This is a genomic window from Staphylococcus sp. GDX8P54P, assembly GCF_017893165.1.
GTDB lineage: Bacteria > Bacillota > Bacilli > Staphylococcales > Staphylococcaceae > Staphylococcus > Staphylococcus borealis.
Genome location: NZ_JAESMM010000012.1, coordinates 26156 through 52663, shown reverse-complemented (window position 1 = coordinate 52663; position 26508 = coordinate 26156). Strand labels below are relative to the sequence as shown.

General features: G+C 33.5%; 23 protein-coding genes and 1 riboswitch. Of the genes, 16 read left to right on the top strand and 7 right to left on the bottom strand.

Features of this window, described 5'->3' with window-relative positions; all coding sequences use genetic code 11:
- Positions 1-142: 142 nt before the first annotated feature.
- The 12 genes from KA909_RS06265 (at position 143) to KA909_RS06210 (ending at position 13635) form a co-directional block, all read left to right on the top strand.
- The gene (locus tag KA909_RS06265; protein ID WP_210130051.1) at positions 143-1180 is read left to right on the top strand and encodes a M42 family metallopeptidase; all 1038 of its coding nucleotides are present in this window, start codon (positions 143-145) and stop codon (positions 1178-1180) included.
- A gap of 501 nt (positions 1181-1681) precedes the next feature.
- Positions 1682-3091, top strand: coding sequence for an anthranilate synthase component I (locus KA909_RS06260; RefSeq protein WP_193839368.1), 1410 nt, complete (start codon positions 1682-1684; stop codon positions 3089-3091).
- Positions 3088-3687: an anthranilate synthase component II gene (locus KA909_RS06255; RefSeq protein ID WP_193839367.1), complete on the top strand. Its 600-nt coding sequence runs from the start codon at positions 3088-3090 to the stop codon at positions 3685-3687. Before KA909_RS06260 ends, KA909_RS06255 begins: the two co-directional genes overlap by 4 nt.
- Positions 3662-4678, top strand: a complete 1017-nt coding sequence (gene trpD / locus KA909_RS06250; RefSeq protein WP_193839366.1) for an anthranilate phosphoribosyltransferase — start codon at positions 3662-3664, stop codon at positions 4676-4678. The genes KA909_RS06255 and trpD overlap by 26 nt, the downstream gene beginning before the upstream one ends.
- On the top strand, positions 4662-5444 hold the full coding sequence (gene trpC / locus KA909_RS06245; protein ID WP_193839365.1) for an indole-3-glycerol phosphate synthase TrpC: 783 nt from the start codon (positions 4662-4664) through the stop codon (positions 5442-5444). Before trpD ends, trpC begins: the two co-directional genes overlap by 17 nt.
- On the top strand, positions 5441-6076 hold the full coding sequence (locus tag KA909_RS06240; protein ID WP_193839364.1) for a phosphoribosylanthranilate isomerase: 636 nt from the start codon (positions 5441-5443) through the stop codon (positions 6074-6076). The genes trpC and KA909_RS06240 overlap by 4 nt, the downstream gene beginning before the upstream one ends.
- Positions 6069-7280, top strand: coding sequence for a tryptophan synthase subunit beta (gene trpB / locus KA909_RS06235; protein ID WP_193839363.1), 1212 nt, complete (start codon positions 6069-6071; stop codon positions 7278-7280). The genes KA909_RS06240 and trpB overlap by 8 nt, the downstream gene beginning before the upstream one ends.
- Positions 7273-8004, top strand: a complete 732-nt coding sequence (gene trpA / locus KA909_RS06230; protein WP_210130050.1) for a tryptophan synthase subunit alpha — start codon at positions 7273-7275, stop codon at positions 8002-8004. Before trpB ends, trpA begins: the two co-directional genes overlap by 8 nt.
- A 367-nt stretch (positions 8005-8371) precedes the next feature.
- Positions 8372-9634 (top strand): aminoacyltransferase, encoded by a 1263-nt coding sequence (locus KA909_RS06225; RefSeq protein ID WP_053030941.1) that lies wholly within the window; start codon positions 8372-8374, stop codon positions 9632-9634.
- A gap of 17 nt (positions 9635-9651) precedes the next feature.
- Positions 9652-10911: an aminoacyltransferase gene (locus KA909_RS06220; protein ID WP_053030939.1), complete on the top strand. Its 1260-nt coding sequence runs from the start codon at positions 9652-9654 to the stop codon at positions 10909-10911.
- 850 nt (positions 10912-11761) lie between these two features.
- Positions 11762-12541 carry an HAD-IIB family hydrolase gene (locus tag KA909_RS06215; protein WP_193839361.1) on the top strand — a complete coding sequence of 260 codons (780 nt, stop codon included), beginning with the start codon at positions 11762-11764 and terminating at the stop codon, positions 12539-12541.
- An 80-nt stretch (positions 12542-12621) separates the two neighbouring features.
- Positions 12622-13635 (top strand): siderophore ABC transporter substrate-binding protein, encoded by a 1014-nt coding sequence (locus tag KA909_RS06210; RefSeq protein WP_193839360.1) that lies wholly within the window; start codon positions 12622-12624, stop codon positions 13633-13635.
- Between the two features lie 78 nt (positions 13636-13713).
- Here KA909_RS06210 and KA909_RS06205 read toward each other — a convergent pair whose 3' ends face one another.
- The gene (locus KA909_RS06205) at positions 13714-14055 is read right to left on the bottom strand and encodes a hypothetical protein (protein ID WP_053030933.1); all 342 of its coding nucleotides are present in this window, start codon (positions 14053-14055) and stop codon (positions 13714-13716) included.
- 166 nt (positions 14056-14221) lie between these two features.
- On the opposite strand from KA909_RS06205, the gene pepF reads away from it, so the two are divergent.
- Positions 14222-16033, top strand: coding sequence for an oligoendopeptidase F (pepF, locus tag KA909_RS06200; RefSeq protein ID WP_210130049.1), 1812 nt, complete (start codon positions 14222-14224; stop codon positions 16031-16033).
- 112 nt (positions 16034-16145) lie between these two features.
- Here the strand turns inward: pepF and phoU are convergent, their stop codons facing one another.
- The 6 genes from phoU to cvfB form a co-directional block, all read right to left on the bottom strand.
- Positions 16146-16787 (bottom strand): phosphate signaling complex protein PhoU, encoded by a 642-nt coding sequence (gene phoU, locus KA909_RS06195; protein WP_053030929.1) that lies wholly within the window; start codon positions 16785-16787, stop codon positions 16146-16148.
- A gap of 12 nt (positions 16788-16799) precedes the next feature.
- Positions 16800-17675 carry a phosphate ABC transporter ATP-binding protein PstB gene (pstB, locus tag KA909_RS06190; protein ID WP_053030927.1) on the bottom strand — a complete coding sequence of 292 codons (876 nt, stop codon included), beginning with the start codon at positions 17673-17675 and terminating at the stop codon, positions 16800-16802.
- A 111-nt stretch (positions 17676-17786) separates the two neighbouring features.
- Positions 17787-18707 carry a phosphate ABC transporter permease PstA gene (pstA, locus tag KA909_RS06185; RefSeq protein WP_075108465.1) on the bottom strand — a complete coding sequence of 307 codons (921 nt, stop codon included), beginning with the start codon at positions 18705-18707 and terminating at the stop codon, positions 17787-17789.
- Between the two features lies 1 nt (position 18708).
- Positions 18709-19635: a phosphate ABC transporter permease subunit PstC gene (pstC, locus tag KA909_RS06180; RefSeq protein WP_053030923.1), complete on the bottom strand. Its 927-nt coding sequence runs from the start codon at positions 19633-19635 to the stop codon at positions 18709-18711.
- Positions 19636-19821: 186 nt separating this feature from the next.
- Positions 19822-20772: a PstS family phosphate ABC transporter substrate-binding protein gene (locus KA909_RS06175; protein WP_070855596.1), complete on the bottom strand. Its 951-nt coding sequence runs from the start codon at positions 20770-20772 to the stop codon at positions 19822-19824.
- 298 nt (positions 20773-21070) lie between these two features.
- Entirely contained in the window at positions 21071-21970 is a 900-nt protein-coding gene (gene cvfB / locus KA909_RS06170; RefSeq protein WP_210130048.1) for a CvfB family protein, read from the bottom strand.
- A gap of 153 nt (positions 21971-22123) precedes the next feature.
- On the opposite strand from cvfB, the gene KA909_RS06165 reads away from it, so the two are divergent.
- The 3 genes from KA909_RS06165 (at position 22124) to KA909_RS06155 (ending at position 26508) form a co-directional block, all read left to right on the top strand.
- Positions 22124-23728 carry an ABC-F family ATP-binding cassette domain-containing protein gene (locus tag KA909_RS06165; RefSeq protein WP_193839357.1) on the top strand — a complete coding sequence of 535 codons (1605 nt, stop codon included), beginning with the start codon at positions 22124-22126 and terminating at the stop codon, positions 23726-23728.
- A 263-nt stretch (positions 23729-23991) separates the two neighbouring features.
- Positions 23992-24168: riboswitch (Lysine riboswitch) on the top strand.
- Positions 24169-24252: 84 nt separating this feature from the next.
- On the top strand, positions 24253-25455 hold the full coding sequence (locus tag KA909_RS06160) for an aspartate kinase (protein WP_070855598.1): 1203 nt from the start codon (positions 24253-24255) through the stop codon (positions 25453-25455).
- A 63-nt stretch (positions 25456-25518) separates the two neighbouring features.
- Positions 25519-26508, top strand: coding sequence for an aspartate-semialdehyde dehydrogenase (locus KA909_RS06155; protein ID WP_210130047.1), 990 nt, complete (start codon positions 25519-25521; stop codon positions 26506-26508).

The window sequence follows — 26508 nt, the reverse complement described above, 5'->3', positions numbered from 1 at the left end:
CTTATTTCGAAATTTTCAGAATATGTACATTGTAAGGTACAGACTATAGATAAACAATAGTAAAATAAATGAATTAATAGTGATAGTATTATAAATACGATAAAATGTTACCAATAAATAATTTAACTAGGGGGAGATAATGATGACTCAAAAGGTATTGAAAACAATAAAAGAACTCACAGAAATCAATAGTCCATCTGGTAATGCGACAGAAGCAATCAATTATGTTAAGAGTAGAGTTGAATTACTAGGTTATGATACTAAGATAACAAATAAAGGCGCTTTAATTATCGAAGTTCAAGGAGAAAACCAAGCGCAACAAAGATGTATAACTGCTCATGTAGATACATTGGGAGCAATGGTTAAAGACATTAAAGAGGATGGCCGATTGGCTATAAGCTTAATAGGTGGATTTACATACAATGCTATTGAGGGAGAATATTGTGAGATTCAAACTGAATCGGGACAAACATATACTGGAACGATATGTATGCATGAAACAAGTGTGCACGTTTACAGAAATAACCATGAAATACCAAGAGATAGTGAACATATGGAAATACGTATCGATGAAAAAACGACATCTGATCAAGAGACAAGAGATTTAGGAATTGAAGTGGGAGACTTTGTCAGTTTTGATTCTAGAACTGAGATTACCTCATCAGGATTTATCAAATCAAGACATTTAGATGATAAAGCGAGTGTGGCAATGATACTAGAATTGCTAGAGAAACTTAAGCAAGAAAAAACGCAATTACCACATACAACTCAATTTTACATTTCCAATAACGAAGAAATTGGTTATGGTGCTAATGCTTCTATATCGGATAAGATAGTAGAATTTATTGCACTTGATATGGGCGCATTAGGTGATGGCCAGTCATCAGATGAATACACCGTATCAATTTGTGCTAAAGATGGATCTGGTCCATATCATAAAGAATTAAAATCACATCTAATAAATTTATGTAAAATAAACAATATACCATATAAAGTGGATATTTATCCTTATTATAGTTCAGATGCGTCAGCAGCCTTAAAAGCTGGTGCTGATATTCGTCATGGTCTATTTGGTGCTGGTATCGAATCATCTCATGCACTAGAGAGAACGCATGTAGAATCTATTGAAGCAACGCAAAATCTTCTTTATGCATACTGTTTATCACCTATAAATTTATAATCGATTGTTGACAAACAAAATAGATTTTTGTATTATACTGAATTATAAGAAATATCACACAATTCTATGAATGAAGTAGATGATATGGTTTGTAGCAAATAGAAAGCCAATGGGTGATGCAAATTGGCACAACGTATTTATCGAATTGGGTCTGGAATTCTAAAGTTTAATAATTGATGAGTGAACAAATTATTGTTAATTAAGGTGGCACCACGGTAACGCGTCCTTATAAAGTAAGCGCGTATGCTGTGGTGTTTTTAATATTCAATTTAATAGCATAAATGAAGTAGTGGTAAGTATGGTAGTGACAGAAAGTTGATGGGTGATGTAAATCAACACCGCTTAATATGAAATTGGGTTTATGCTAGTAAAACAAATTAATATCAATGAGTGAATGTTCAATATTCCAAATAATCGGAATATTGCGTTAATTAAGGTGGTACCGCGCGTCAGCGTCCTTTAGATAAGGAGGCTGACTTTTTTAGTGAAAGGAATGAGAAAATGGATTTTTATTATGAAGTATTAAGAGCGCATATAACGCCCGAAGTTTTAGGGCAGTTAAACGAACGAAAAATTATACTAGAAAGTACGAGTCAACAACAATTGAAAGGTAGATACTCTATCGTAGCATTTGAGCCCTATGGCACTGTCAAATTAAATGATAATACATTGATGATTGATACTTTAAAAGGAACTCAAACAATAACTTCCGAGCCATACAATTATTTGAAATCATTCATCAATCAGTTTGATTGTGACATTGATGATGAAATATTAAAGCAATTGCCATTTATTTCAGGTTTTATCGGAACGTGTAGTTTTGATTTAGTGCGACATGAATTTCCAATTTTACAACGCATCGCTATTGAAAGTAAGAAAACAACACACGACGCAACGCTCTATATGATAGAAGATGTGTTTGTATTTGATCATTATAAAGATGAGTTATACGTCATTGCGTCAAATCAATTTTCAAAAGTAAGTAAAACTGAATTAAAAACTAGGGTAGCTCGAAACGTTCAGTCATTATCACACATTCAAGTTTATCAAGAAGATATTAAAAAACGACCTAAGCGATCAAACATAAAAGCAAATATTTCTGACAAACAATTCATTCATATCATCCAAGAAATGAAAAGACGGATTACTGAAGGAGATATGTTTCAAGTTGTACCTTCTAGAATATATAGTTATGAGCATCATTTCAAAGAAGATAAGAACCAATTAAGTTATCAGCTTTATCAAAACTTAAAACGGAAAAACCCTAGCCCATATATGTATTACATCAACATGGACCGAGAGATTATAGTTGGGAGTTCACCAGAAAGTTTTGTCGCAGTTCATAACGGTGAAGTGACAACGAATCCCATTGCTGGAACGATTCAACGTGGTACAACGCCAGAAAAGGATGAGCGTAATGCTAATCAATTAATCACAGATGAGAAAGAGCGAAGTGAACATAGTATGCTTGTAGATTTAGGTAGAAATGACATTCATAGAGTGAGTATCACCGGAACTTCTGAAATATCTAAACTTATGGTAATTGAAAAATATGAACATGTCATGCATATCGTCAGTGAAGTGAAAGGCAAAATTAAAAAGGAGTTATCTCCGATGACTATTATTGCAAGTCTTTTACCAACTGGAACCGTTTCTGGTGCGCCTAAACTAAGAGCGATTCAACGTATATATGAAGCATATCCATATAAGAGAGGCGTCTATAGTGGTGGCGTTGGTTATATCAACTGTAATCAAAATTTAGATTTTGCATTGGCAATACGGACCATGCTCATTGATGACAATACGGTTAATGTTGAGGCGGGCTGTGGGGTGGTATACGATTCTGTACCTGAAAAGGAGCTTGAAGAAACGCGACTTAAAGCCAAAAGTTTACTGGAGGTAACACCATGATACTAATTATAGATAATTATGATTCATTTACGTATAACTTAGTTGATATTGTTAGTCAAATTGATGATGTATGTATTAAATATCCAAATGATAAAGATGTATTGCATTATTTAGATCAAATTGATGGTGTGATTATTTCTCCAGGTCCTGGCCACCCATTAGATGGTGATGAATTGATGACAATTATTGATAACTATCATTCATTACCTATTCTAGGGGTATGTTTAGGCGCTCAAGCACTAACTTGCTATTACGGTGGCAAAGTTGTCCAAGGAGAAAAAGTGATGCACGGCAAAGTGGACACGCTTGAAATTCAAAATCAGTCGCCACTCTATTTGTCGATACCACATCAAATTAAAATTATGAGATATCACTCGCTTGTCAGTGACATAGCGTCTTTTCCAAAGAATTTAATCATTACTGGGCGGACGAAAGATGCAATACAATCCTTTGAAGATAAGGCGCATCTACATTTCGGAATTCAATATCATCCCGAATCATTCGCCACTGAGTTTGGCGCACAAATCATTAAGAATTTCATTCATATTGTAAAAGAAAGGGGGCATCTGAATGGCGCTAATAAAACATATAAATAAACATACTACTATAACCCAATCAGAGGCAACGCAATTGATAATGTATCTAACGGATCCGCAAGTTGATATTGAAGAAAAAGTCGATGTACTAACGCGTTTTACTAAAAAAGAAATTAAACAAGAAGAATTAACTTATATTGCCAATGGATTAATTCAAACTATGTATCCTAAACAACCCACATATGAAGGTAGTATTTGTGTGTGTGGAACAGGAGGGGATAAATCAAATAGTTTTAATATTTCAACGACGGTATCGTTTGTCGTCGCGAGCGCAGGTGTTCCGGTTATCAAACATGGAAATAGAAGCATCACATCGCATTCAGGAAGCACAGACTTATTAAAAGAATTAGACATAAGGACGACGAAAGTATTAGATGTACCATTACAAATCGAAAGGCAAGGATTGGCATTTATTAATGCGATGGAATCTTATCCCATTATGAAACATATTCAACCCGTTAGAAAAATGATTCCTATGCCGACTATTTTTAATATAATTGGGCCACTTATCAATCCATTTAAATTAACTTATCAAGTCATGGGCGTATACGACCCAAGTCGATTGCACATGATAACGCAAACGCTTAGAGATTTAGGGCGTCGAAGAGCAATCGTAATACATGGAGCCAACGGTATGGATGAAGCTACATTATCTGGAGACAATGAAATTTATGAGCTAAATGAAAAAGGTAATATAACGCATTACTATATTAACGCTAAAGATTATGGATTAAAGGCTGCTGATAACACAGCATTACAAGGTGGTAGTCCAATTGAAAACAAACAAATTACGTTGGACATTTTAAGTGGTCGTGACACATCTTGTAGAAGAGATGTTGTTGTACTGAATACAGCCCTTGCATTATATGTATCAGAAAAAGTAGCTACAATCGCTTCCGGAATAGATCTCGCACAACATTTAATTGATAGTGGTCGTGCGATGAAACAATTTTTACAAATTAGAGGTGATAGTTGTGACAATATTAAATGACATAGTGGCATATAAAAAGCGTTTATTAAACGATGGTTATTACCATCAGAAATTGCAAACATTAAAAGCGACAAAACATAGTCGTAAAGCACGTTTAACCGATGCATTAAGTAGAAACGAAAATTTAGTATTAATCGCAGAAATCAAATCGAAGAGTCCGTCCATTAAGGCATTTCAACAAAAAGATGTAGTTCAACAAATAAATGATTATGAAAGATATGGCGCAGATGCCATTTCTATCCTTACTGATGAACAATATTTTGGTGGTAGTTTTGAAAGATTACAAGCTTTATCGGCAAAGACGCAATTGCCGGTGTTGTGCAAAGATTTTATCATTGATCCGCTTCAAATTGATGTTGCTAAACAAGCGGGTGCATCAATTATTTTACTCATTGTGAATATTCTTACTGATGAAAAGTTAAAACAACTTTATCATTATGCGACGTCTAAGGGATTAGAAGTGTTGGTTGAAGTTCATGATGATAATGAGTTACAACGGGCATATGAGTTAGAACCGCAAATCATTGGTGTAAATAATCGAGATTTAAAATCCTTTAACACCGATGTTGAACATACGAATCATATACTTGAGTATAAAAAGGAAAACTATTTTTATATATCTGAAAGTGGTATTCATTCACAACAAGATGTCAAACAAATCATAAATAGTGGTATTGACGGCTTATTAGTGGGTGGTGCTTTAATGAATTGTAATCAGTTAGAACATTTTATACCATCACTTAAATTAAAAAAGGTGAAAGTATGATTTTAAAATTTTGTGGATTTAAAACAAAATCAGAAGTGTTAAAGTTGTCTACTCTGAATGTAAATATGGTGGGATTTGTACACTATCCCAAAAGCAAACGTCATTTAGAGATTGAACAAATTAATGCGTTAGCCCAGTTTGTCCCAGACGGTATAGATAAAGTAGTTGTAGTCGTTAATCCCACCTTCCAGCTTATAAAGCATATTTTAAAACAAACGCATATCAATGCGATTCAACTCCATGGGGAAGAAACGATAGCATTTATCAAGCGAATTAGGCTAAATTTTAAGAATATTAAGATAATTAAAGCGTTACCAGCCAGCCAGAATATCATAGATGAAATTGAACGATATCGTCCTTATGTAGACTTATTTATTATAGATACGCCATCTAAGCATTATGGTGGGACTGGTCATTCATTTGATTGGACGATTTTAAAACGCGTTAAGCAATCCGTTCCATTTTTAATCGCTGGAGGTATTAATGCTAACAAAATAAAACAAATTGAGACATTACAATTAAATCACTTAGGTTATGACATCTCAAGCGGAATCGAAACAAATGGCATGAAAGACAAAAATAAAATGTTAGCTGTAATACAGCAATTGAAGGGAGTACAAGAGAATGTTTAACATACAAACCGAAGCAGATGAACTCGGATTTTTCGGAGAATATGGTGGTCAATATGTTCCGGAAACACTAATGCCGGCAATTATTGAATTGAAACAAGCATATAAGAAAGCAAAGAATGATCGATCATTTCAAGATGAATTATCGTACTATTTAAAAGAATATGTAGGTAGAGAAACACCGTTAACGTATGCGAAATCTTACACCCAAGCACTGGGTGGCGCTCAAATATATTTAAAACGGGAAGATTTAAATCATACAGGTGCGCATAAAATAAATAATGCATTAGGTCAAGCATTATTGGCAAAGCGAATGGGCAAAAATAAATTGGTTGCCGAGACAGGAGCTGGTCAGCACGGAGTAGCAAGTGCCACAGTTGCTGCATTGTTTGATATGGAGTTAATCGTATTTATGGGTAGAGAAGATATTAAACGTCAACAGCTCAATGTATTTCGAATGGAATTATTAGGTGCCAAAGTTGAAGCCGTTGATGATGGTCAAGGAACGCTCTCGGATGCGGTTAATAAGGCGTTACAATATTGGGTGAGTCATGTTGAGGATACACACTATTTACTCGGTTCAGCATTAGGACCTGATCCGTTTCCCACAATGGTTAGAGATTTTCAAAGTGTAATTGGCCATGAAATAAAAGACCAAATACTTCAAAAAACAGGACGATTACCTGATGCTGTGGTGGCTTGTATAGGTGGCGGTTCTAATGCTATAGGCACGTTTTATCCATTTATTCAAGATAACGTTAAGTTGTATGGTGTCGAAGCTGCTGGACAAGGAGTTGATACAGATAAGCACGCGCTCGCAATTGGAAAAGGGCGACCTGGTGTACTTCATGGTTCAAAAATGTACTTAATTCAAGATGACCACGGACAAGTAGAATTAGCACACTCTATATCGGCTGGTTTAGATTATCCAGGTATTGGACCAGAACATTCATATTATCACGATATTGGACGCGTTAAATACGAACATGCTAGTGATACCGAAGCTATGGAGGCACTTATCCGCTTCAGTAAAATGGAAGGTATTATACCAGCCATTGAAAGTGCACATGCACTGAGTTATGTAGAAAAATTAGCACCAAAAATGAGTGGAGATGAGATTTTAGTAGTGACGATTTCAGGTCGCGGTGATAAAGACATGGAGACAATTCGACATTATATGAAGACAAGAGGTGACTCACATGACTAAGCTTTTTATTCCATACATTATGGGAAACAAATCATTTATTAAGAATGTAAAAATCTTAGATGAAAAGGGTGCTGATATCATTGAAATTGGTGTGCCGTTCTCAGATCCAGTTGCGGATGGCCCTATCATTATGGAAGCAGGTAACCAGGCGATCAAAGAAGGGGTAACAATAGATTATATTTTTAATGAACTATCTAATCATAAAGATGAAATCAATTGTAAATATGTACTAATGACGTATTACAACATTATTGTTTCTTATGGCGAAGAGGCTTTCTTTAAACAATGTGCAAATGTGGGTGTTTATGGTGTGATTATTCCTGATTTGCCATACGAATTAACTCAAAAATTGAAAGCTAAAATAGCTAAGGTGAATGTTAAGCTCATATCACTTGTAGCAATGACTGCAGATGATGAACGTATTAATAAAATTGTTAAACAGGCAGAAGGATTTATCTATACGGTAACAATGAATGCTACAACGGGTGAAAATGGAACATTTCATCCGCAATTAAAAGATAAATTAAAACTGCTTAAAGCACATACAGATATACCAGTTGTTGCAGGGTTTGGAATCAGAACAATAGAACATGTCAAAGATATTGCTGGTGTAGCAGACGGTGTAGTTATTGGTAGTGAAATCGTTAAACGTTTGAGTCATGATGATAATGTAGATACGATTCACTTTTTGAAACAAGTGAGAGAGACGCTAGATATGCTTTAGATAAAAAGCGTCCCTTGGTGGTGATAATACAAATTTCAATCATTATTGTACAATAGCTACACCTAATTATTATGGCAAAACAAACTGGGAGCGGACGACGAATTTTAAAAGAATTCTGTTCCGCTTCCAGTTTTTATTTACTACTTTAATTAGATGACATCGTTTAGATAGGATCACAACATTTATTTTATAAAATATTTCATTCTCATAAATGGTTTGTATTTTAGTTTTGTTAATTTCTATTGTATACTTAATGAAACTGGATATATAAATTTTTGGTTGAAGATAAAGATATTATTCAAAATTATAATTTAAATTTTGAACTAAAAAAATAGATAAAGATTCTTTGAAGTAGGAGCAATAAATAATGAAGTTTACAAATTTAACAGCTGCAGAATTTGGCAATTATACGGATAAAATGCCATATAGTCATTTCACCCAAATGACTGAAAACTATGAGATGAAAGTTGCAAATAAAACAGAAACTCACTTAGTTGGTATCAAAAATAAAGATAATGAGGTCATTGCAGCTTGCATGTTAACAGCAGTACCAGTCATGAAATTTTTTAAGTACTTTTATAGTAACCGTGGACCAGTAATTGATTATGATAATAAAGAGCTTGTCCACTTTTTCTTTAATGAGTTAACAAAGTATTTAAAACAACATCATTGTCTCTTTGTTCGTGTTGATCCTTATTTACCATATCAATACTTAAATCATGACGGTGACATAACAGGTAATGCTGGCAATGATTGGTTCTTCGATAAGATGAAGCATCTAGGATTTGAACATGAAGGATTTACTAAAGGCTTTGACCCGATTAAACAAATTCGTTACCATTCTGTTCTAGATTTAAAAAACAAAACAGCTAAAGATGTATTAAACGGTATGGATAGTCTTCGTAAACGTAATACAAAAAAAGTTCAAAAAAATGGTGTGAAAGTTAAGTTCTTATCAGAAGAAGAACTTCCAATCTTCCGTTCATTTATGGAAGATACTACCGAAACAAAAGAGTTCCAAGATAGAGACGATAGTTTCTATTATAATCGATATAGACATTTCAAGGATCGCGTGCTCGTTCCATTAGCTTATATTAAATTTGATGAGTATTTAGAAGAACTTCAGAATGAACGTGAAACGTTAAATAAAGATGTAAATAAAGCGATTAAAGATATTGAAAAACGTCCAGATAATAAAAAGGCGCTAAATAAAAAGGAAAACCTCGAAAAACAACTTGATGCCAATCAACAAAAAATAGATGAGGCAAAAACATTACAAGCTGAACACGGTAATGAACTGCCAATATCTGCTGGTTTCTTCTTTATCAATCCATTTGAAGTTGTATATTATGCTGGAGGAACTTCTAATAAGTATAGACATTTTGCGGGAAGTTATGCTGTTCAATGGACAATGATTAATTATGCGATTGATCACGGCATTGATAGATACAATTTTTATGGCATCAGTGGTGACTTCAGTGAAGATGCTGAAGATGTTGGTGTTATTAAATTTAAAAAAGGCTTCAATGCAGATGTAATTGAGTATGTTGGGGACTTTATGAAACCGATTAACAAACCTATGTATTCAGTATATAAGACACTCAAAAAGATGAAAAATAGATTTAATTAAGAGGGGAATAGACGAATATGAAATTTACAGAGTTAACAGTTAAAGAATTCGAAAACTTTGTACAAAACCCATCATTAGAAAGCCATTACTTCCAAATGAAAGAAAATATTCAAACACGTGAAAATGATGGCTTTGAAGTAGTGTTACTTGGTGTTAAAGACGAAGGCAATAAAGTGCTTGCAGCTAGCCTTTTCTCAAAAATACCAACTATGGGAAGTTATGTATATTACTCAAATCGCGGTCCAGTTATGGATTACTCAGATCTAGGTTTAGTTGATTTCTATTTACGTGAATTAGAAAAATATCTACATCAACATCAATGCCTATACGTTAAAATTGATCCATATTGGATTTATCAAATTTATGATAAAGATATTAATCCACTTGAAGATAGAGAGAAAAATGATGCGGTAGTCAACTTATTTAAATCTCATGGTTATGAGCACCATGGATTTACTACTAAATATGACACATCGAGTCAAGCGCGTTGGATGGGGGTTAACTACCTAAAAGGAGAAACACCTGCATCATTGAGAAAGCAATTTGATAGCCAACGAAAAAGAAATATCAATAAAGCGATAAACTACGGGGTAAAAGTAAGATTTCTAAGTAGAGATGAATTTCATATATTCCTAGATTTATATCGTGAAACAGAAGCACGAACAGGTTTCGTATCTAAGACGGATGAATACTTCTATAACTTCTTTGATACTTATGGAGATAAAGTGCTTGTTCCACTTGCATACATTGATTTAGATGAATACATAAAATCATTGCAAGACGCATTAACTGACAAAGAGAGCCGTCGTGATCAAATGATGGCAAAAGAAAATAAAAATGATAAACAACTTAGAAAAATTGCTGAATTAGATAAGCAAATTGAACACGATAAAAAAGAACTCTTAAATGCAAGCGAATTACGTCAAACAGATGGCCAAATCTTGAATTTAGCATCAGGTATTTTCTTCGCAAATGCATATGAAGTGAATTACTTCTCTGGAGGCTCATCTGAAAAATATAATAATTATATGGGACCATATATGATGCATTGGCATATGATGAACTATTGTTTCGAACATGGTTATGATCGCTATAATTTCTACGGTTTATCAGGCGATTTCACAGAGAATAGTGAAGATTATGGTGTTTATCGCTTTAAACGAGGATTTAATGTATATATCGAAGAGTTAATTGGGGATTTCTATAAACCTATTAATAAGTTTAAATATTGGTTGTTTAACACACTTAATACAATTCGCAAGAAAATAAAAAAATAAATTAATGTTAATAAAGGCTGCGACATTCAACATGTCACAGCCTTTATTTATCGTAACGATTGATAGAGACAAGTTACAATACAGTGTAGGTAAATTCTAAGTTGATTTTCATGTTGCCCCTACAATTTAATATTACCACAGGTTTGGTTTTTAGCAACAATATTACAAAATAAATTTATTTTAGTAAATTTAAAATGCATGAAAAGTAATTCCTTATAGAAATTAATTTAGTTTATCTTTTATGGGTATGTTCATCGTTTACGATTTAATGCGAAACAATTACGATTTAATGCAAAATATTATAAATGAAGATATATGTATATCATTCTTGTAAGTGAGAAAGAAATATTTAGGCACCTTGGAAGCATTTTAAATATATCTATGTAAATACAGTAATTTAAGAAAAACCTAAATTATGTCGGCGAGTCTCTATCATCGATTAAAACGATATACGTTCACATTTAGTTGAATGTATTTACTTAGTCATTGGTATAGTAAAAATTTTTTACTTAATTATTTAACGTTTAGGTAGCTGCTAAATACTGCAAGTTCTTGATCAATGATACGTAGTGATAAAATAACACGTTCAGAAATCATCCTGACAGCGCACGAATAAGTGTTATAACTAAAGGTATATGTCGATGTCTGTATTTTAGTTTACATAATATATATTATAGGAAGTTATATGTGTTATCTTAGGGGACCTATTCTTCCATGGATTAATCCACTTCTGATTAAATAGCGTTTATGATTTTCTTTTTAGTTAATATATACTTACATTGATATCATTTAACCACAAATTGTTTTAAATGCTAAACTTTATACATACTTATATATTAAGGAGTTATATATGAATATCATATTAGATATTGACGGTACGATTTGTTTTGATGGACAACAAATTAATCAAGATATTGTCGATCGTTTACTTAGTTTACATAATATAGGACATAGAGTTATTTTTGCTTCGGCAAGACCTATACGTGATTTAATACCTGTTTTACCTAAGCAATTTCATTTATTTCCACTTATTGGCGGTAATGGTTCTATCGTTTCTATTAATGGTCATATACGCCCATTGGCAACCATTCAGCCTAAATCTTTTAAGGTAATCAAAGATGTTATTAACCACTATGATTTAGATTATATTGTAGATGATCAATGGGATTATGCTGCGCGTGTTGATGAGTCCCATAATATTTTTCGTCGTCTTGATCCACAACGATTAGCACACAAATTAACACTTGATGATATTAAGGCACCGATTAAGACGATTTTATTGAATATTGCTAACGAAGATTTTGATGAAATTGCTGCTTATATAGCAACAACTGCACCTCATTTATCTCTGATTAATCATTCGAATGAACATAATATTGATATTACCGCTAAATATATCAATAAATTTACGGCTATTGAATCTATCCTTGGTAGTCAGCCAACCTATATTGCATTTGGTAATGATCACAATGATATTGAGATGCTACAACACGCTAAGATTGGCTATTTTGTGAATAATAATCAAATAGATGTTACTCTTTTTAAAAACGAAAATAAAATTCAGTGTATTGATGCTAATACAGATGCCCTATGTCTTGTTTTAGATCAAGTACTGGAAGAATTAGTTTAAAAATAAGTGAGTATATGCATTGAATTATATTGAAAATGATTATCAATTTCGATTATAATTGTTTCATAGGAGGCTTAATTATGAAAAATTCATTTAAATATATTGCTATACTCTTTTCAATCATCATATTACTTGCTGCGTGTGGCAAGGATTCGAATTCAAAAACATCCTCTTCCAAGGATACGATTACCGTTGACAATACATATGAATTCAAGGATAAAAATAATACCCATACTAAAGGTGAAATGAAAACCGAGAAAGTTAAGATTCCAGTAAATCCAGACCGAGTTGCTGTGTTGGATTATGGTGCGCTAGATATTATGAAACAGATGGGATTAGAAGACAAAATTGTAGCTATTGCAAAAGGTAAAGGTGCAGCATTCTTGCCTACTTCCCTTTCTGAATTTAAAAATGACAAATATACTAACTTAGGTAATCCTGGACAACCTAATTATGATAATTTGGCAAAGGCTAAACCCGAAGTCATTTTCGCTTCATTTAGACAAGCTCATACTAAAACTTTAGATGAAATGAAAAAAGCTGCACCTAACGCTAAAATATTATTTGTGAGTCCTGACAACGATCATTATATTGAATCAATTAAAGATAACACAACGTTGTTTGGTAAAATTTTCAAAAAACAAGATGTAGCTAAAGATTTAAATGAAAAGCTTAGTAAGAAAGTAGCTGAGACGAAAAAAGTGATCAATAACGATACGGTACTATTTCTAAACGTAGATGATAAAGGTGTTAAAGCATTTGGTCCTACAGGACGTTTCGGTGGATTCCTAAATAAAGATTTAGGTATAATGCATGCTGACAAGTCAATGAAAGCAAACTCAGCTGGTAATACAGTTACTTATGAGTATTTAAATAAAGTAGATCCAGATAAATTGTTTGTAATAGATCGTACACAAAAAGGTAACGACAAAACCTTACCTTCTGCTTTAAATAATGATGTCATTAAAAATATGAAGGCAATCAAGCATAACCAAGTTTACCAATTTGAATCTAATGCGTGGTATTTTTCAGAAGGTGGTATTCAAACAACGATTGAACAATTAGATAAAATTGAAAAGGCATTTAAAAAATAATAGAGCACACCCCCTAAATATAATAAAAAAACGTTTGAAACTAAATGCATTAAGCATGATGTTTCAAACGTTTTTTTATTATCTATTGCGACGACGGAATGTTTCGTCATCATCTTCGTATTTACGTATTTCCTTTTCTAATTGTTTCTTTTTACGTTCACGACGCCAATTTCTAGTGAAATACCATAATAAAAAGCTAATAATTAAACTGATAATGGCTAAAAACGCAGCGTATCCAAGTAATGGTTGGAATGAAATGTCATAAAAATTAGGTATGAAAAATGCTAAAACAGCTAACGCGACAAATGTAATTACTGCGGATACAAACCATTTTTTTAGTACTAAAGCACTAAAGACAGTCAAAATAATCATTGCAACTATAGTAATCCATAAATAGTTTGGCATATCAAAAATAGTCATGTGTATCTCCTATCCTAAAAAAAGTTCTTTTAAATACTATACAATAATACGTAATTAAATCATACATCTTTGCTTACGAGTTTAACTCGGCCTTAAGGCTTAATAATGAGTTTGAAAATAATATTGTGTATAATAGTTGTGAAAAATAATTGAGGGAGTGAAATATATGACGTCAGGTTTACCATTTAGAAAAGATGTCTCAGAATCAGAAAAATGGAATTTAAATGATTTATTTGAAAGTGACGCACATTTTTATGAAACGTTAGATAATGTCCTTAACCAATCAAAATCATTTAACCAACAATACAAAGGTAAAATTACTGATGCTACAATGATTAGAAAAGTGTTGACTGAATTTGAAAATATCCTTATTCAGCTTGATCGTCTAGGCAATTATGCAGAATTACGACTAAGTGTCGATACAGCAAACACAGAGGCACAAACATTAAGTGCTAAATTATCAACAAATTATGGAAAAATTTCAAGTCAGTTATCCTTTGTAGAATCAGAAATAGTATTACTACCTGAGGATGTGATTAAACAAGCAATAGCTGAATCTGATGTGCCACACTACTTAGAAAAATTAATTGAAAGCAAACCATATCAATTATCTCCAGAAGTTGAGCAAGTATTGGCTAGCTTGTCACCTACTTTCCAAAGTGCCTATGAATTATATGGCACTACGAAAATGTTAGACATTGCCTTTGAATCATTTGAACATAATAATGTGACATACCCTATGGATTACGCTACATTTGAAAATGAATATGAAGATAATGCTGATCCTGAATTTAGACGTAAAAGTTTCAAAAGCTTTAGTAACGCATTAAAGAAATATCAACATACAACTGCTGCGACATATAACCAACATGTGCAACAAGAAAAAATAGAAGCAGATTTAAGAGGTTATGATTCTGTCATTGACTACTTATTACATGATCAAGAAGTTACACGAGAAATGTATGACAGACAGATTGACGTAATTATGAGTGATTTAGCGCCAGTAATGCAGAAATACGCTAAACTATTACAACGTATTCATAAGCTAGACAAAATGCGCTTCGAAGATTTAAAAGTATCTGTTGATCCAAGTTATGAGCCTGAAATATCAATAGAAGATTCTAAACAATATATTCATGGTGCACTAAAGGTACTTGGTGATGACTATATTCAAATGGTGGAACATGCTTATAATCAACGCTGGATTGATTTTGCACAGAATAAAGGGAAAGATACAGGTGCTTATTGTGCTAGTCCATATGCTACACATTCATATGTATTTATTTCTTGGACAGGTAAAATGACTGAAACATTTGTCTTAGCACACGAATTAGGTCATGCAGGACATTTCACTTTAGCACAGCAACATCAACACTTGTTAGATTCTGAAGCATCAATGTATTTCGTTGAAGCACCATCTACTATGAATGAAATGTTAATGGCTAATTATTTATTCAGTAATAGTGAAGACCCTAAATTTAAACGTTGGGTCATTGGTTCAATATTATCACGTACGTATTATCATAATATGGTTACTCACTTATTAGAAGCTGCATATCAACGTGAAGTATACCGCAAAGTGGATAATGGTGAATCACTAACAGCGCCAGTACTCAACCATATCATGCAAGATGTTTATGAACAATTCTTTGGTGACGCTGTTGAGTTAACAGATGGTTCGGAATTAACTTGGATGCGCCAACCCCACTACTATATGGGATTGTACTCATACACATACTCTGCAGGGTTAACCATTGGTACAGTTGTTTCGCAAAAAATTAAGCAAGAAGGTCAACCGGCAGTAGATGCATGGTTAAAAACATTACAAGCAGGTGGAAGCCAATCACCTATTGCTTTAGCAAAAATTGCAGGTGTTGATATTACAACAGATGCCCCACTTAAAGCAACAATCAAATACATTTCTGACTTAGTAAACGAAGCGGAACAATTAACAGATGAAATTGAACAACAAGGTTAAGTCATTACGTTTGTTGATTAATTTTAAAAACCCTGATAATAACTGATTCAACTAGTTATTATCAGGGTTTATTTACTTAATTTGGGTTATTTCATTTAGGAATAATTCTATGTTATTTATCGTAATGTTCACCAGTATAGAAATAATAAATACTTTCTGCTATATTTCTAACGTGGTCCCCGACTCTTTCAAGGTTTCGAGCTGCAAGGTGTGCTTGTCCGGCTACAAAAGGATCGTTATCGATTAGATAAGTCGTGTTAACAATATTGGCATAAAGATCATCAATGTCTTTATCACGTTCAATCACTTCTTTAATCAATGTGATATCTTCTTCCTTTGTTGCGGTGTTAAGGTCTTGCAACATTAGCATTGCCAATTTCCCCATCGTTTTTAAACGCGTTAACACATAATGATCCGTAATCTTTACTCGGAGTCTAATATGCGCGATATGTGCTGCATTATCACCCATTCGCTCAAAGTCTGTGGAAATTTTTAAAGCTGCCATCATCATTCTTAAATCAGTTGCAATAGGTTGTTGCTTAGTGATGAGCATAATCACTTTTTCATTAATTTCATAGTCTAAATGATTAATCGTTTTATCATTTTCAATTACTTTTCTTGCATAATTTTTATCTTCTTCACTTAACGACACTAAAGCATGTTCTAGATTAAAATAAACACGAAGACCAAGGTGACGAATATCTTTAATTAAGTCACCCAATTGACCTTCGTATTTCTGTCTAATAATGGTCATCATAGTCGAATATTAACCGAAACGTCCTGAGATGTAATCTTCTGTTTGTTTATCAGAAGGATTAGAGAAGATTTTATCAGTGTCGTCATATTCGTTAACGTACCCATTAAGGAAGAATGCAGTTTTATCTGATACACGTGCAGCTTGTTGCATGTTGTGTGTAACCATAATAATTGAATAATTTTCTTTTAATTCTTGAACCAATTCCTCAACTCTTAAAGTAGAAATTGGGTCAAGTGCAGATGTAGGTTCGTCCATTAAAATGACATCTGGTTCAATTGCTAAACATCTAGCGATACAAACACGTTGTTGTTGACCACCAGACAAACCATATGCATTTGTGTGTAATCTATCTTTTAATTCATCCCAAATTGCAGCGCCACGTAAAGATTTTTCTACGATTTCATCTAATAGTTTCTTATCTTTAATACCGTGTGTTTTAGGGCCATAAGTAATGTTATCATAAATTGATTTTGGGAATGGGTTTGGTTGTTGGAACACCATACCAACATTCGTTCTTAATTTTTCTTTAGAATAATTTTCGTCAAAGATATTTTGATCACGGTAAAGAATTTTACCAGCAGTTTTGACTGAAGGTACTAATTCTACCATACGATTTAATGTTTTGATGTATGTTGATTTACCACAACCAGATGGTCCAATAATTGCTGTTACATTGTTTTCTAAAATATCTAAATTGATATTTTGTAAAGCATGTGTATCGCCATACCATAAATCTAAGTTTTGTGTTGAATAAACTACTTTTTTATTCGTATCAGTTTCGTTATTATGTTTCACTTCATTTGATGAAACAACTGTTGAAATTGAGTCTTGAGATCGATTTGTATGTTGTGCTAATTCTTTCTCTTTAACATTTGTATTTGCCATAATTAAAAACTCCTTTATATCTGTAAGATTGAAACGATAATGATGCACGATTATAAACATGTCATTGTCGCTTCAATCTTCACTCCCTAATGAATGATGTATATGAATGGATTAATATTTTCTAGAGAACTTGTTACGTAAGAAAATGGCTACTGCGTTCATCAATAATAAGATGACTAGTAATACGATAATTGCTGCTGATGCAACATTTTGGAATTCAGCTTGAGGCATTTTAGCCCAAGTGTAAATTTGCGTTGGTAATGCTGTAAACATAGACATAATACTTGTTGGTGTTGCTAATAGAATCGTTGGTATACCAATTAAGATTAATGGTGCTGTTTCACCCAGTGCACGAGATAAAGATAGAATGAAACCAGTTAAGATACCAGGTAGTGCTGCAGGTAATACAACACGTCTAATGGTTTGCCATTTGTTTGCGCCTAAGCCGTATGAAGCTTCACGAACAGAGTTTGGAACAGCTCTGATTGCTTCCTGACTTGAAACGATAATAATAGGTAAAATAAGTAATGACATTGTTAAGGCTGCAGCGATAACACTATTACCTAAAGCAAGTGCTTGAATACCGCCACCACGAACGAACAATGTTAATCCTAGTAAACCAAATACGATTGAAGGTACACCGGCTAAGTTAGAAATGCTAATTTTAACGAAGCTCGTAAAGAAATTGTCTTTCGCATATTCTTCTAAATAAATTGCCGTACCAACACCTAAAATCATAGAGATTGGGATAATACTTACCATTAACCAAATTGTTCCTGCTAATGCACCTTTAATACCTGCTTGTGAAGGTGTAGAAGAAGAGAAACTTGTAAAGAAATCTGGTGTAAGATAACCAATACCTTTAACAAATGTTTGAATTAATAAAGCTGCAAGTACAATTAAAGCGATGACGATACATGAAAAGAATAACCATTTATTTAGCTTGTTCGTTTTGCCACGACTTGAAATATTTTTTTCTACTTTATTTTGGTCTATTAATGTTTTTGCTTTAGGATTTGTAGTAGCTGTCATATTAATACTCCTCTCTGAAGCGTTTCGAAATCCAATAAGAAATTAAGTTCATTATTAACGTGAAGATAAACAACGTGAAACCAACGGCATAAATACTGTAGTACATATCTGAACCGAATGTAGCATCACCAGTTGCAACTTCTACGATATAACCAGTCATTGTTTGAATTGAACTTGTTAAGTTTAGTGATGCTGTAGGTGAACTACCAGCGGCTAATGATACGATCATTGTTTCACCGATGGCTCTAGAGATACCTAGAACGATTGAAGCTACGACACCAGAGGCTGCAGCTGGTAATACTACTTTTGTAGCAACTTCGAATTTAGTTGATCCTAAACCGTAAGCACCCTCACGAATTTTATTAGGTACAGATGCCATAGCATCTTCACTCATACTTGTAATGACAGGAACAATCATAATACCTACTACAATTCCTGGGCTGACAGAGTTAAAACTATCAAGCGCTGGAATAAACGTTCTTAAAACAGGTGTTACAAACGTTAAAGCGAAGAAACCAAATACAATTGTTGGAATACCTGCCAAGATTTCAAGAATTGGTTTAATAATACGTCGTGCTTTGTCACTTGCATATTCACTTAAATAAATAGCTGCGCCTAATCCGATAGGTACTGCGACGATCGTTGCGATAACTGTAATTTTTAAAGTACCAATTACAAGTGCCCAGATACCATATTTAGGATCAGAACCTGTTGGGTTCCAGTCTTTAGTGAATAGGAATTCAACGATAGATACGCGTGTGAAGAATGTTATTGTTTCAGTTATCAAAGTGAATAGAATACCGATTGTAGTTAAAATTGAGATTGCAGCTATAATACCTAAAATAATGGGTACGATTTTATCACTAAAACCGCCCTTTTTAGCGTTATTTTTAGCTATCAAGTCTCTAACATTAGTTTCCGATGCCATATATAACCCTCTCTTTTTCTCCCAATAAATTTAAAAAAGCGCTAGAAATTATCAGGTAAACAATGAGTTCAAATTAACCTTAAAACATTTTAACAATCACCCATATATTCGAGAACAAGGTAGCAGAGTTGCTACCTTGTAATACCCCTTGAATAATTCCCAGCCCTTTGTTATTAATAATGATTATTATTTATCTGATTTTTTATCATATTTTTCTAAGCTTTTAAGTTCATCTTTGTAAACTTTTTCTGGTGAAGCTACATAACCAGCATCTTCAGCAGATTTACCTTTGTCTTCTAATGTGAATTTGATGAATTCTCTCATTACGTCATTATCTTTTAATGATTTTTCTTTAACATATAAGTATAATGGTCTACTTAAAGCATATGAACCGTCTTTGATTGTTTCTTTAGTTGGTTCAGTAGTTTTGCCTTCATCGTCTTTGATTTTAACTTCTTTTAATTTATCTTTGTTTTGTTCGTAGAAGTTATAACCGAAGTAACCGATACCCTCTTTGTTTTTCTCAACTGATTGAACAATTACGTTAGTATCTCCGTTTTTCTCAGCTTTGATATCTTCTTTGTTCATTACTTCCTCTTCGAAGAAGTCATAAGTACCATGACTTGAGTTTGGAGAGAATGCTTTGATTTCTTTATCAGGCCAGCTTGAATTTACATCTTTCCAAGTTTTAGCTTCGCCACTGTAGATTTTTTTCAATTGATCTTTAGATAATTCTTTAACGAAGTCGTTATCTTTGTTTACAGCAACTGTTACACCATCTTGTGCAATTTTGTATTCTTTATATTTAATATCTTTGTCTTCTAATTTTTGTTTTTCTTCATCTTTAATAGGTCTAGAAGCTTGTGAGAAATCAGTTTCGCCAGCGATGAATTTTTCAAAACCAGCACCAGTACCTGCTTGACCAGATGAAATAGTAGCGTTTGGATGATCTTTAGCCCATTTTTCGTTTAATTTTTCAACGATAGGAGCTACTGTTGATGAACCTTCACCTTTAGCTTCACCTTTAAGGTCTTTGCCATCTCCAGAACCACTTCCACTGCTATCTCCACCGCCACATGCGCCTAATAATACCGAAGCGCCTAAAACAGTTGTACCAACTAATTGCCATTTTTTCATTGAAATATCCTCCTAATAGATAACCCAAAATGTTATATGTATTTCTTACAGTCCTTATATTACATACCTTTTGTTAATACAAAATGGTTTAAATGTAAATTTTTTGTTAAGATTATAGAAAAATTATTACTAAGCATAAAGATTGTCTATGAAAATAAAAAAAGGGGCTGGAGAGAATTCTTATCGAATTCATCGTCCAGCCCCACAAGTATGACTAGCGGTCAGAAAAATTTCTTGAAATGACATAGCGTATTAAAAGCACTATTTAAATAGAAGGAAAATGTTTGAATCGAGATGATTAATCTTTTTCTACACGACTCCAACCTTTTTTAGTTAAAGAAATTTTACCTGTTTCAATATTGATAATTTTATGTTTGTATAAGTGACCAATGGCACGTTTGAATGAACCTTTACTCATGTTGAATACTTCTTTGATTGCTTCTGGGCTTGATTTATCCCAAAAAGGTAATTCACCTTCGTATTCGACTAATAAATTAAATATTACTTGACCATCATCATCAAGACGTTCATGAGCTAGAGGTAAAAATGAACCATTTAGTTCACCTTTATCGTTATGACCAATAATCCGTACTTCTACTTCTTCTCCTAAACGTGGCTCTTCTTTACGTTCTGATTCATGTACAAAGATTTTATAGCCATCATTTGATAGCAAGAAACTTCCTATTCTTAATAATCGATATGGTCTTGCTTTAATAAGTTCATTTTGTTTTTCGTCATCATAAACTGGCGTAAACATTTTTTCTACGATTGTTTCACTAGCCAGGCGCGCAAACATTTGATTTTCTCTATCGATACGTAATGTAACGAGTACATAATCTCCAGTTTGAGGCCATAATGATTTCACTTTCGGTAAATCTTCCCAAGGAATAAGTACTTCTCTTGGTAAACCAACATCTACACGTGCACCATCACGGTCTGTTTTTAACACTTTGGCAAAATCATATTTGTCTTTCGTAATGTCCGGCATATTTTGAGTTGCAAATAATTCTCCAGAACGGTTTGGATAGATGAAGAAACTGTATTCTTCACCTGTTTCTAATTCATCTTCATCATTGATTTCTGATTGATTTAATTTTACTTGTTCACCATTTGGACCTTTTAAAAGGTATGTAGAACCTTCTAAACCAATGACTTCTAAAAATTCAATTGAACCAACGATATCTTTATCTAATGCCATAATATTCTCCTTCAAGGGTTTGTATTCTACATCATTATAACATGCATAGTAAAAACAAGCATTCACACGTTTACATTTACATTAGGTCGAAACTCTATACAGAATATGATATAATTTTTGCGTTAGATAAACGATAAATAAAGGAGTAAATGCATGCTACAAGTAACTGATGTAAGTTTACGTTTCGGCGATCGTAAACTATTTGAAGATGTAAATATTAAATTTACTGAAGGTAATTGTTATGGACTTATTGGTGCCAATGGTGCTGGTAAATCAACGTTTTTAAAAATTTTATCAGGAGAAATTGATTCTCAAACAGGACACGTTTCAATGGGTAAAGATGAACGTTTGGCTGTTTTAAAACAAGATCACTTCGCTTATGAAGATGAACGTGTATTAGACGTCGTTATCAAAGGTCATGAACGTTTGTATGAAGTAATGAAAGAAAAAGATGCCATTTATATGAAACCGGATTTCAGCGATGAAGATGGTATCCGTGCTGCTGAACTTGAAGGTGAATTCGCTGAAATGAATGGTTGGAATGCAGAAGCGGATGCTGCTTCCCTACTTTCAGGTTTAGGTATCGCTACTGAATTACATGATAAACAAATGTCTGAATTAGAAAATAATCAAAAAGTGAAAGTTTTATTAGCTCAAAGTTTATTTGGTGAACCAGATGTACTTCTACTCGATGAGCCTACCAATGGTTTAGATATTCCTGCTATTAGTTGGTTAGAAGATTTCTTAATTAATTTCGATAATACAGTCATTGTTGTATCACATGACCGTCACTTTTTAAATAATGTGTGTACACATATTGCTGATTTAGATTTCGGTAAGATTAAATTATATGTAGGTAACTATGATTTCTGGTATCAATCAAGTCAATTAGCTCAAAAAATGGCTCAAGAGCAAAACAAGAAAAAAGAAGAAAAAATTAAAGAATTACAAGACTTTATTGCACGTTTCTCAGCAAATGCTTCTAAATCTAAACAAGCGACAAGTCGTAAAAAACAATTGGAGAAAATTGAATTAGATGATATTCAACCTTCTTCAAGACGTTATCCATATGTTAAGTTCACGCCAGAACGTGAAATTGGAAATGATTTATTAACCGTACAAGGCCTATCTAAAACGATTGATGGTGAAAAAGTACTTGATAATATCTCATTCACTATGAATCCAAATGATAAAGCAATATTAATTGGAGATAGTGAAATTGCTAAAACAACACTATTGAAAATTTTAGCTGGTGAAATGGAGCCAGATGAAGGTACATTTAAATGGGGTGTAACGACATCATTAAGTTACTTCCCTAAAGATAACTCAGAATTCTTTGAAGGTATAGACATGAATTTAGTAGATTGGTTACGTCAATATGCGCCTGAAGATGAACAAACTGAAACGTTCTTACGTGGATTCTTAGGACGTATGTTATTTAGTGGTGAGGAAGTTAAAAAGAAAGCGAGTGTACTTTCTGGTGGTGAAAAAGTTCGCTGTATGTTAAGTAAAATGATGCTTTCAAGTGCGAACGTTTTACTATTGGATGAACCTACGAACCATCTTGATTTAGAAAGTATTACAGCAGTAAATGATGGTCTTGCTTCATTTAAAGGTTCAATCATCTTTACGTCATATGACTTTGAATTCATCAATACGATTGCAAACCGTGTCATTGATCTAAATCAACCAGGCGGTTTATCTAAAGAAGTCCCTTATGAAGAATATTTACAAGAAATTGGTGTATTACAAAAATAAATTTATAATTTAAAATAAGGTTGAGATTAAAGTATATCATTTAGAACACGTCGATTAAGTTCTAGAAAAGGATGACTTTGTGTCTCAACCTTAATTTTTTATACTGAATAAAGGTCTCAACACCGAAATTTTTCACTTTTAATTCATATTTACCTTCATGATGAAAAATAGCCTTTAATTTTTCAGTCTATTTCAAAAAATCACAATTATCGGTTTACAGACACAATTGCCATATGTATAATATAAAACATAGCAATTGAATAAGAAATTGATGAGGCGCATCAATCATTAGTATATATTAGATACACTGTCTGCAACAGCTAATATAGAAAGGGTGCGATGCCGAAATGAATCATAATCGCAGGTATGATTTGTTGGACTTTGTGGTTAAGAGCTGAGAGTTTGTCATTATTTAAAAATAATGGAGTGCATCACTTGTATATAAATTATGAGCAAGTTCGAGCATTCCGAACTTGCTCTTTTTTTATAACGTGTGCCTCCCCTAATCTGTAGGAGGTATCGTATTGAAACGAAGTGTTTTGAAATTTGGCGGTTCATCCGTTGCTGATTTTACAAAAATAAAAAATATAGCTAAAATGCTGAAACGTCGAGTAGACGAAGGTGAACAATTAATTGTAGTAGTCAGTGCTATGGGGAAAACAACAGATCAACTAATGGATAATGTCTTCCATTTGACTGCGACACCTAAAGATGAAGAACTTGCACTGTTACTTACTACTGGTGAACAACAAACGGTATCCTATTTATCAATGGTGTTAAATGATATCGGCGTGACTGCTAGAGCCATGACTGGTTATCAAGCAGGTATTAAAACGGTTGGTCATCATTTGAAAAGCAGAATTGCAGAAATTGATTCAAAAACCTTTGATCAAGCTTTTCAAAATAACGACATTTTAGTCGTAGCAGGCTTTCAAGGTATCAATGATGAGTTAGAACTTACAACTTTAGGTCGCGGTGGTTCTGATACAACGGCAGTTGCCTTAGCAGCAAGTAATCAAATACCTTGTGAAATATATACAGATGTTGATGGTGTCTATGCAACCGATCCAAGAGTTCTTAGTAGAGCAAAGCGCTTAGATTATGTATCTTACGAAGAAATGATGGAAATGAGTGCACTTGGTGCAGGTGTACTTGAAACCCGTAGTGTTGAGCTTGCCAAGAATTACGATATACCATTGTATTTGGGAAGAACACTATCAAATGTGAAAGGAACGTGGATTATGCCAAGAACAGAAATTTTAGAAAAGAAAGCAGTCACGGGCGTCGCTTTAGATAAACATATGATGCATGTAACGATAAGCTACCCCCTACCTGACAATCGTTTGTTAACGCAATTGTTTACAGCGTTAGAAGATGGCTCAGTTAATGTAGATATGATATCGCAAATCGTTAACATCGAAGGGCTACAATTATCGTTTACGATTAAAGATAGTGATGTGCATCAAATTTCACATATTTTAAGTGGGCTTTCCGCTCAATTTGAAGCTTTAGATTATAAAATTAATGAAGCTTACGTCAAAATTTCATTAATTGGTTCAGGCATGAGAGATATGTCAGGCGTAGCATCCAGAGCGTTTATTACACTAATTAACGCCAACATCCCTTTTTATCAAACAACAACTTCAGAAATCAGTATTTCATATGTCATTGACGCTGAAAATGGCGAAAAAGCCGTAGAGCGATTATACGAGGCATTTGATATATAATTCATATAACATTTAAGTTAAATTTTAGGAAAATTCAAACAAATATTATTGGAGTGATAAATTATGACAAAATTAGCAGTGGTTGGAGCAACAGGATTAGTTGGAACAAAAATGTTAGAAACTATTGATCGTAAACACATTCAATTTGACGAATTGGTCTTATTCTCATCTGCAAGATCTGCGGGGAAAGAAGTTGAATTTCAAGGTCAAACATATGTTGTTCAAGAACTAACAGAAGATGCAGCTAGTGCCCACTTTGACTATGTTTTGATGAGTGCTGGTGGCGGTACAAGTGCACAATTCGGCCCTATTTTTGAAAAAGCTGGTGCAATCGTTATTGATAATTCAAGCCAATGGCGAATGACTGAGGATGTAGATTTAATTGTACCTGAAGTTAATCAACCAGAATTCAAACGTGGTATTATTGCCAATCCTAACTGTTCAACAATTCAATCGGTAGTGCCATTAAAAGTGTTACAAGATCAATTTGGTTTAAAACGTGTGGCATATACTACGTATCAAGCAGTTTCGGGCTCTGGTATTAAAGGTAAACGAGATTTAGCAGAAGGTGCAAATGGGAAAGAACCAGAAGCATATCCACACCCTATTTACAATAATGTGTTACCTCATATCGATGTGTTTTTAGAAAATGGATATACAAAAGAAGAACAAAAAATGATTGATGAAACACGCAAAATTTTACATGAACCAGATTTAAAAGTCACAGCTACATGTGCCCGCGTTCCGGTACAAGATAGCCATAGTGTTGAGATTGACGTTACGCTTGATAAAGAAGCAACTGTACAAGACATTAAAGCGTTATTCGATAAAGATGATCGTGTTGTATTAGTTGATAATCCTGACAATAATGAGTATCCTCAGGCACTTACTTCTACTGGTAAAGATGACGTGTTTGTTGGTCGTATTCGTAGAGATGACTCATTGGATAATACGTTCCACGTATGGTGTACGTCAGACAATTTATTGAAAGGTGCAGCCTTGAATGCCGTGCAAGTATTAGAGCAAGTAATCAATTTAAAAGGAGCTAGATAA

Bases quoted from the DNA above. Each gene is read 5' to 3' on its own strand.
- KA909_RS06215 (WP_193839361.1), top strand. From the start codon at position 11,762: ATGAATATCATATTAGATATTGACGGTACGATTTGTTTTGATGGACAA.
- cvfB (WP_210130048.1), bottom strand. From the start codon at position 21,970: ATGGCATTAGATAAAGATATCGTTGGTTCAATTGAATTTTTAGAAGTC.
- KA909_RS06255 (WP_193839367.1), top strand. From the start codon at position 3,088: ATGATACTAATTATAGATAATTATGATTCATTTACGTATAACTTAGTT.
- pstB (WP_053030927.1), bottom strand. From the start codon at position 17,675: ATGGCAAATACAAATGTTAAAGAGAAAGAATTAGCACAACATACAAAT.
- KA909_RS06260 (WP_193839368.1), top strand. From the start codon at position 1,682: ATGGATTTTTATTATGAAGTATTAAGAGCGCATATAACGCCCGAAGTT.
- KA909_RS06210 (WP_193839360.1), top strand. From the start codon at position 12,622: ATGAAAAATTCATTTAAATATATTGCTATACTCTTTTCAATCATCATA.
- pepF (WP_210130049.1), top strand. From the start codon at position 14,222: ATGACGTCAGGTTTACCATTTAGAAAAGATGTCTCAGAATCAGAAAAA.
- KA909_RS06225 (WP_053030941.1), top strand. From the start codon at position 8,372: ATGAAGTTTACAAATTTAACAGCTGCAGAATTTGGCAATTATACGGAT.
- trpB (WP_193839363.1), top strand. From the start codon at position 6,069: ATGTTTAACATACAAACCGAAGCAGATGAACTCGGATTTTTCGGAGAA.
- KA909_RS06265 (WP_210130051.1), top strand. From the start codon at position 143: ATGACTCAAAAGGTATTGAAAACAATAAAAGAACTCACAGAAATCAAT.
- KA909_RS06240 (WP_193839364.1), top strand. From the start codon at position 5,441: ATGATTTTAAAATTTTGTGGATTTAAAACAAAATCAGAAGTGTTAAAG.
- KA909_RS06175 (WP_070855596.1), bottom strand. From the start codon at position 20,772: ATGAAAAAATGGCAATTAGTTGGTACAACTGTTTTAGGCGCTTCGGTA.
- KA909_RS06220 (WP_053030939.1), top strand. From the start codon at position 9,652: ATGAAATTTACAGAGTTAACAGTTAAAGAATTCGAAAACTTTGTACAA.
- pstA (WP_075108465.1), bottom strand. From the start codon at position 18,707: ATGACAGCTACTACAAATCCTAAAGCAAAAACATTAATAGACCAAAAT.
- trpA (WP_210130050.1), top strand. From the start codon at position 7,273: ATGACTAAGCTTTTTATTCCATACATTATGGGAAACAAATCATTTATT.
- phoU (WP_053030929.1), bottom strand. From the start codon at position 16,787: ATGACCATTATTAGACAGAAATACGAAGGTCAATTGGGTGACTTAATT.
- KA909_RS06205 (WP_053030933.1), bottom strand. From the start codon at position 14,055: ATGACTATTTTTGATATGCCAAACTATTTATGGATTACTATAGTTGCA.
- KA909_RS06165 (WP_193839357.1), top strand. From the start codon at position 22,124: ATGCTACAAGTAACTGATGTAAGTTTACGTTTCGGCGATCGTAAACTA.
- KA909_RS06155 (WP_210130047.1), top strand. From the start codon at position 25,519: ATGACAAAATTAGCAGTGGTTGGAGCAACAGGATTAGTTGGAACAAAA.
- trpD (WP_193839366.1), top strand. From the start codon at position 3,662: ATGGCGCTAATAAAACATATAAATAAACATACTACTATAACCCAATCA.
- pstC (WP_053030923.1), bottom strand. From the start codon at position 19,635: ATGGCATCGGAAACTAATGTTAGAGACTTGATAGCTAAAAATAACGCT.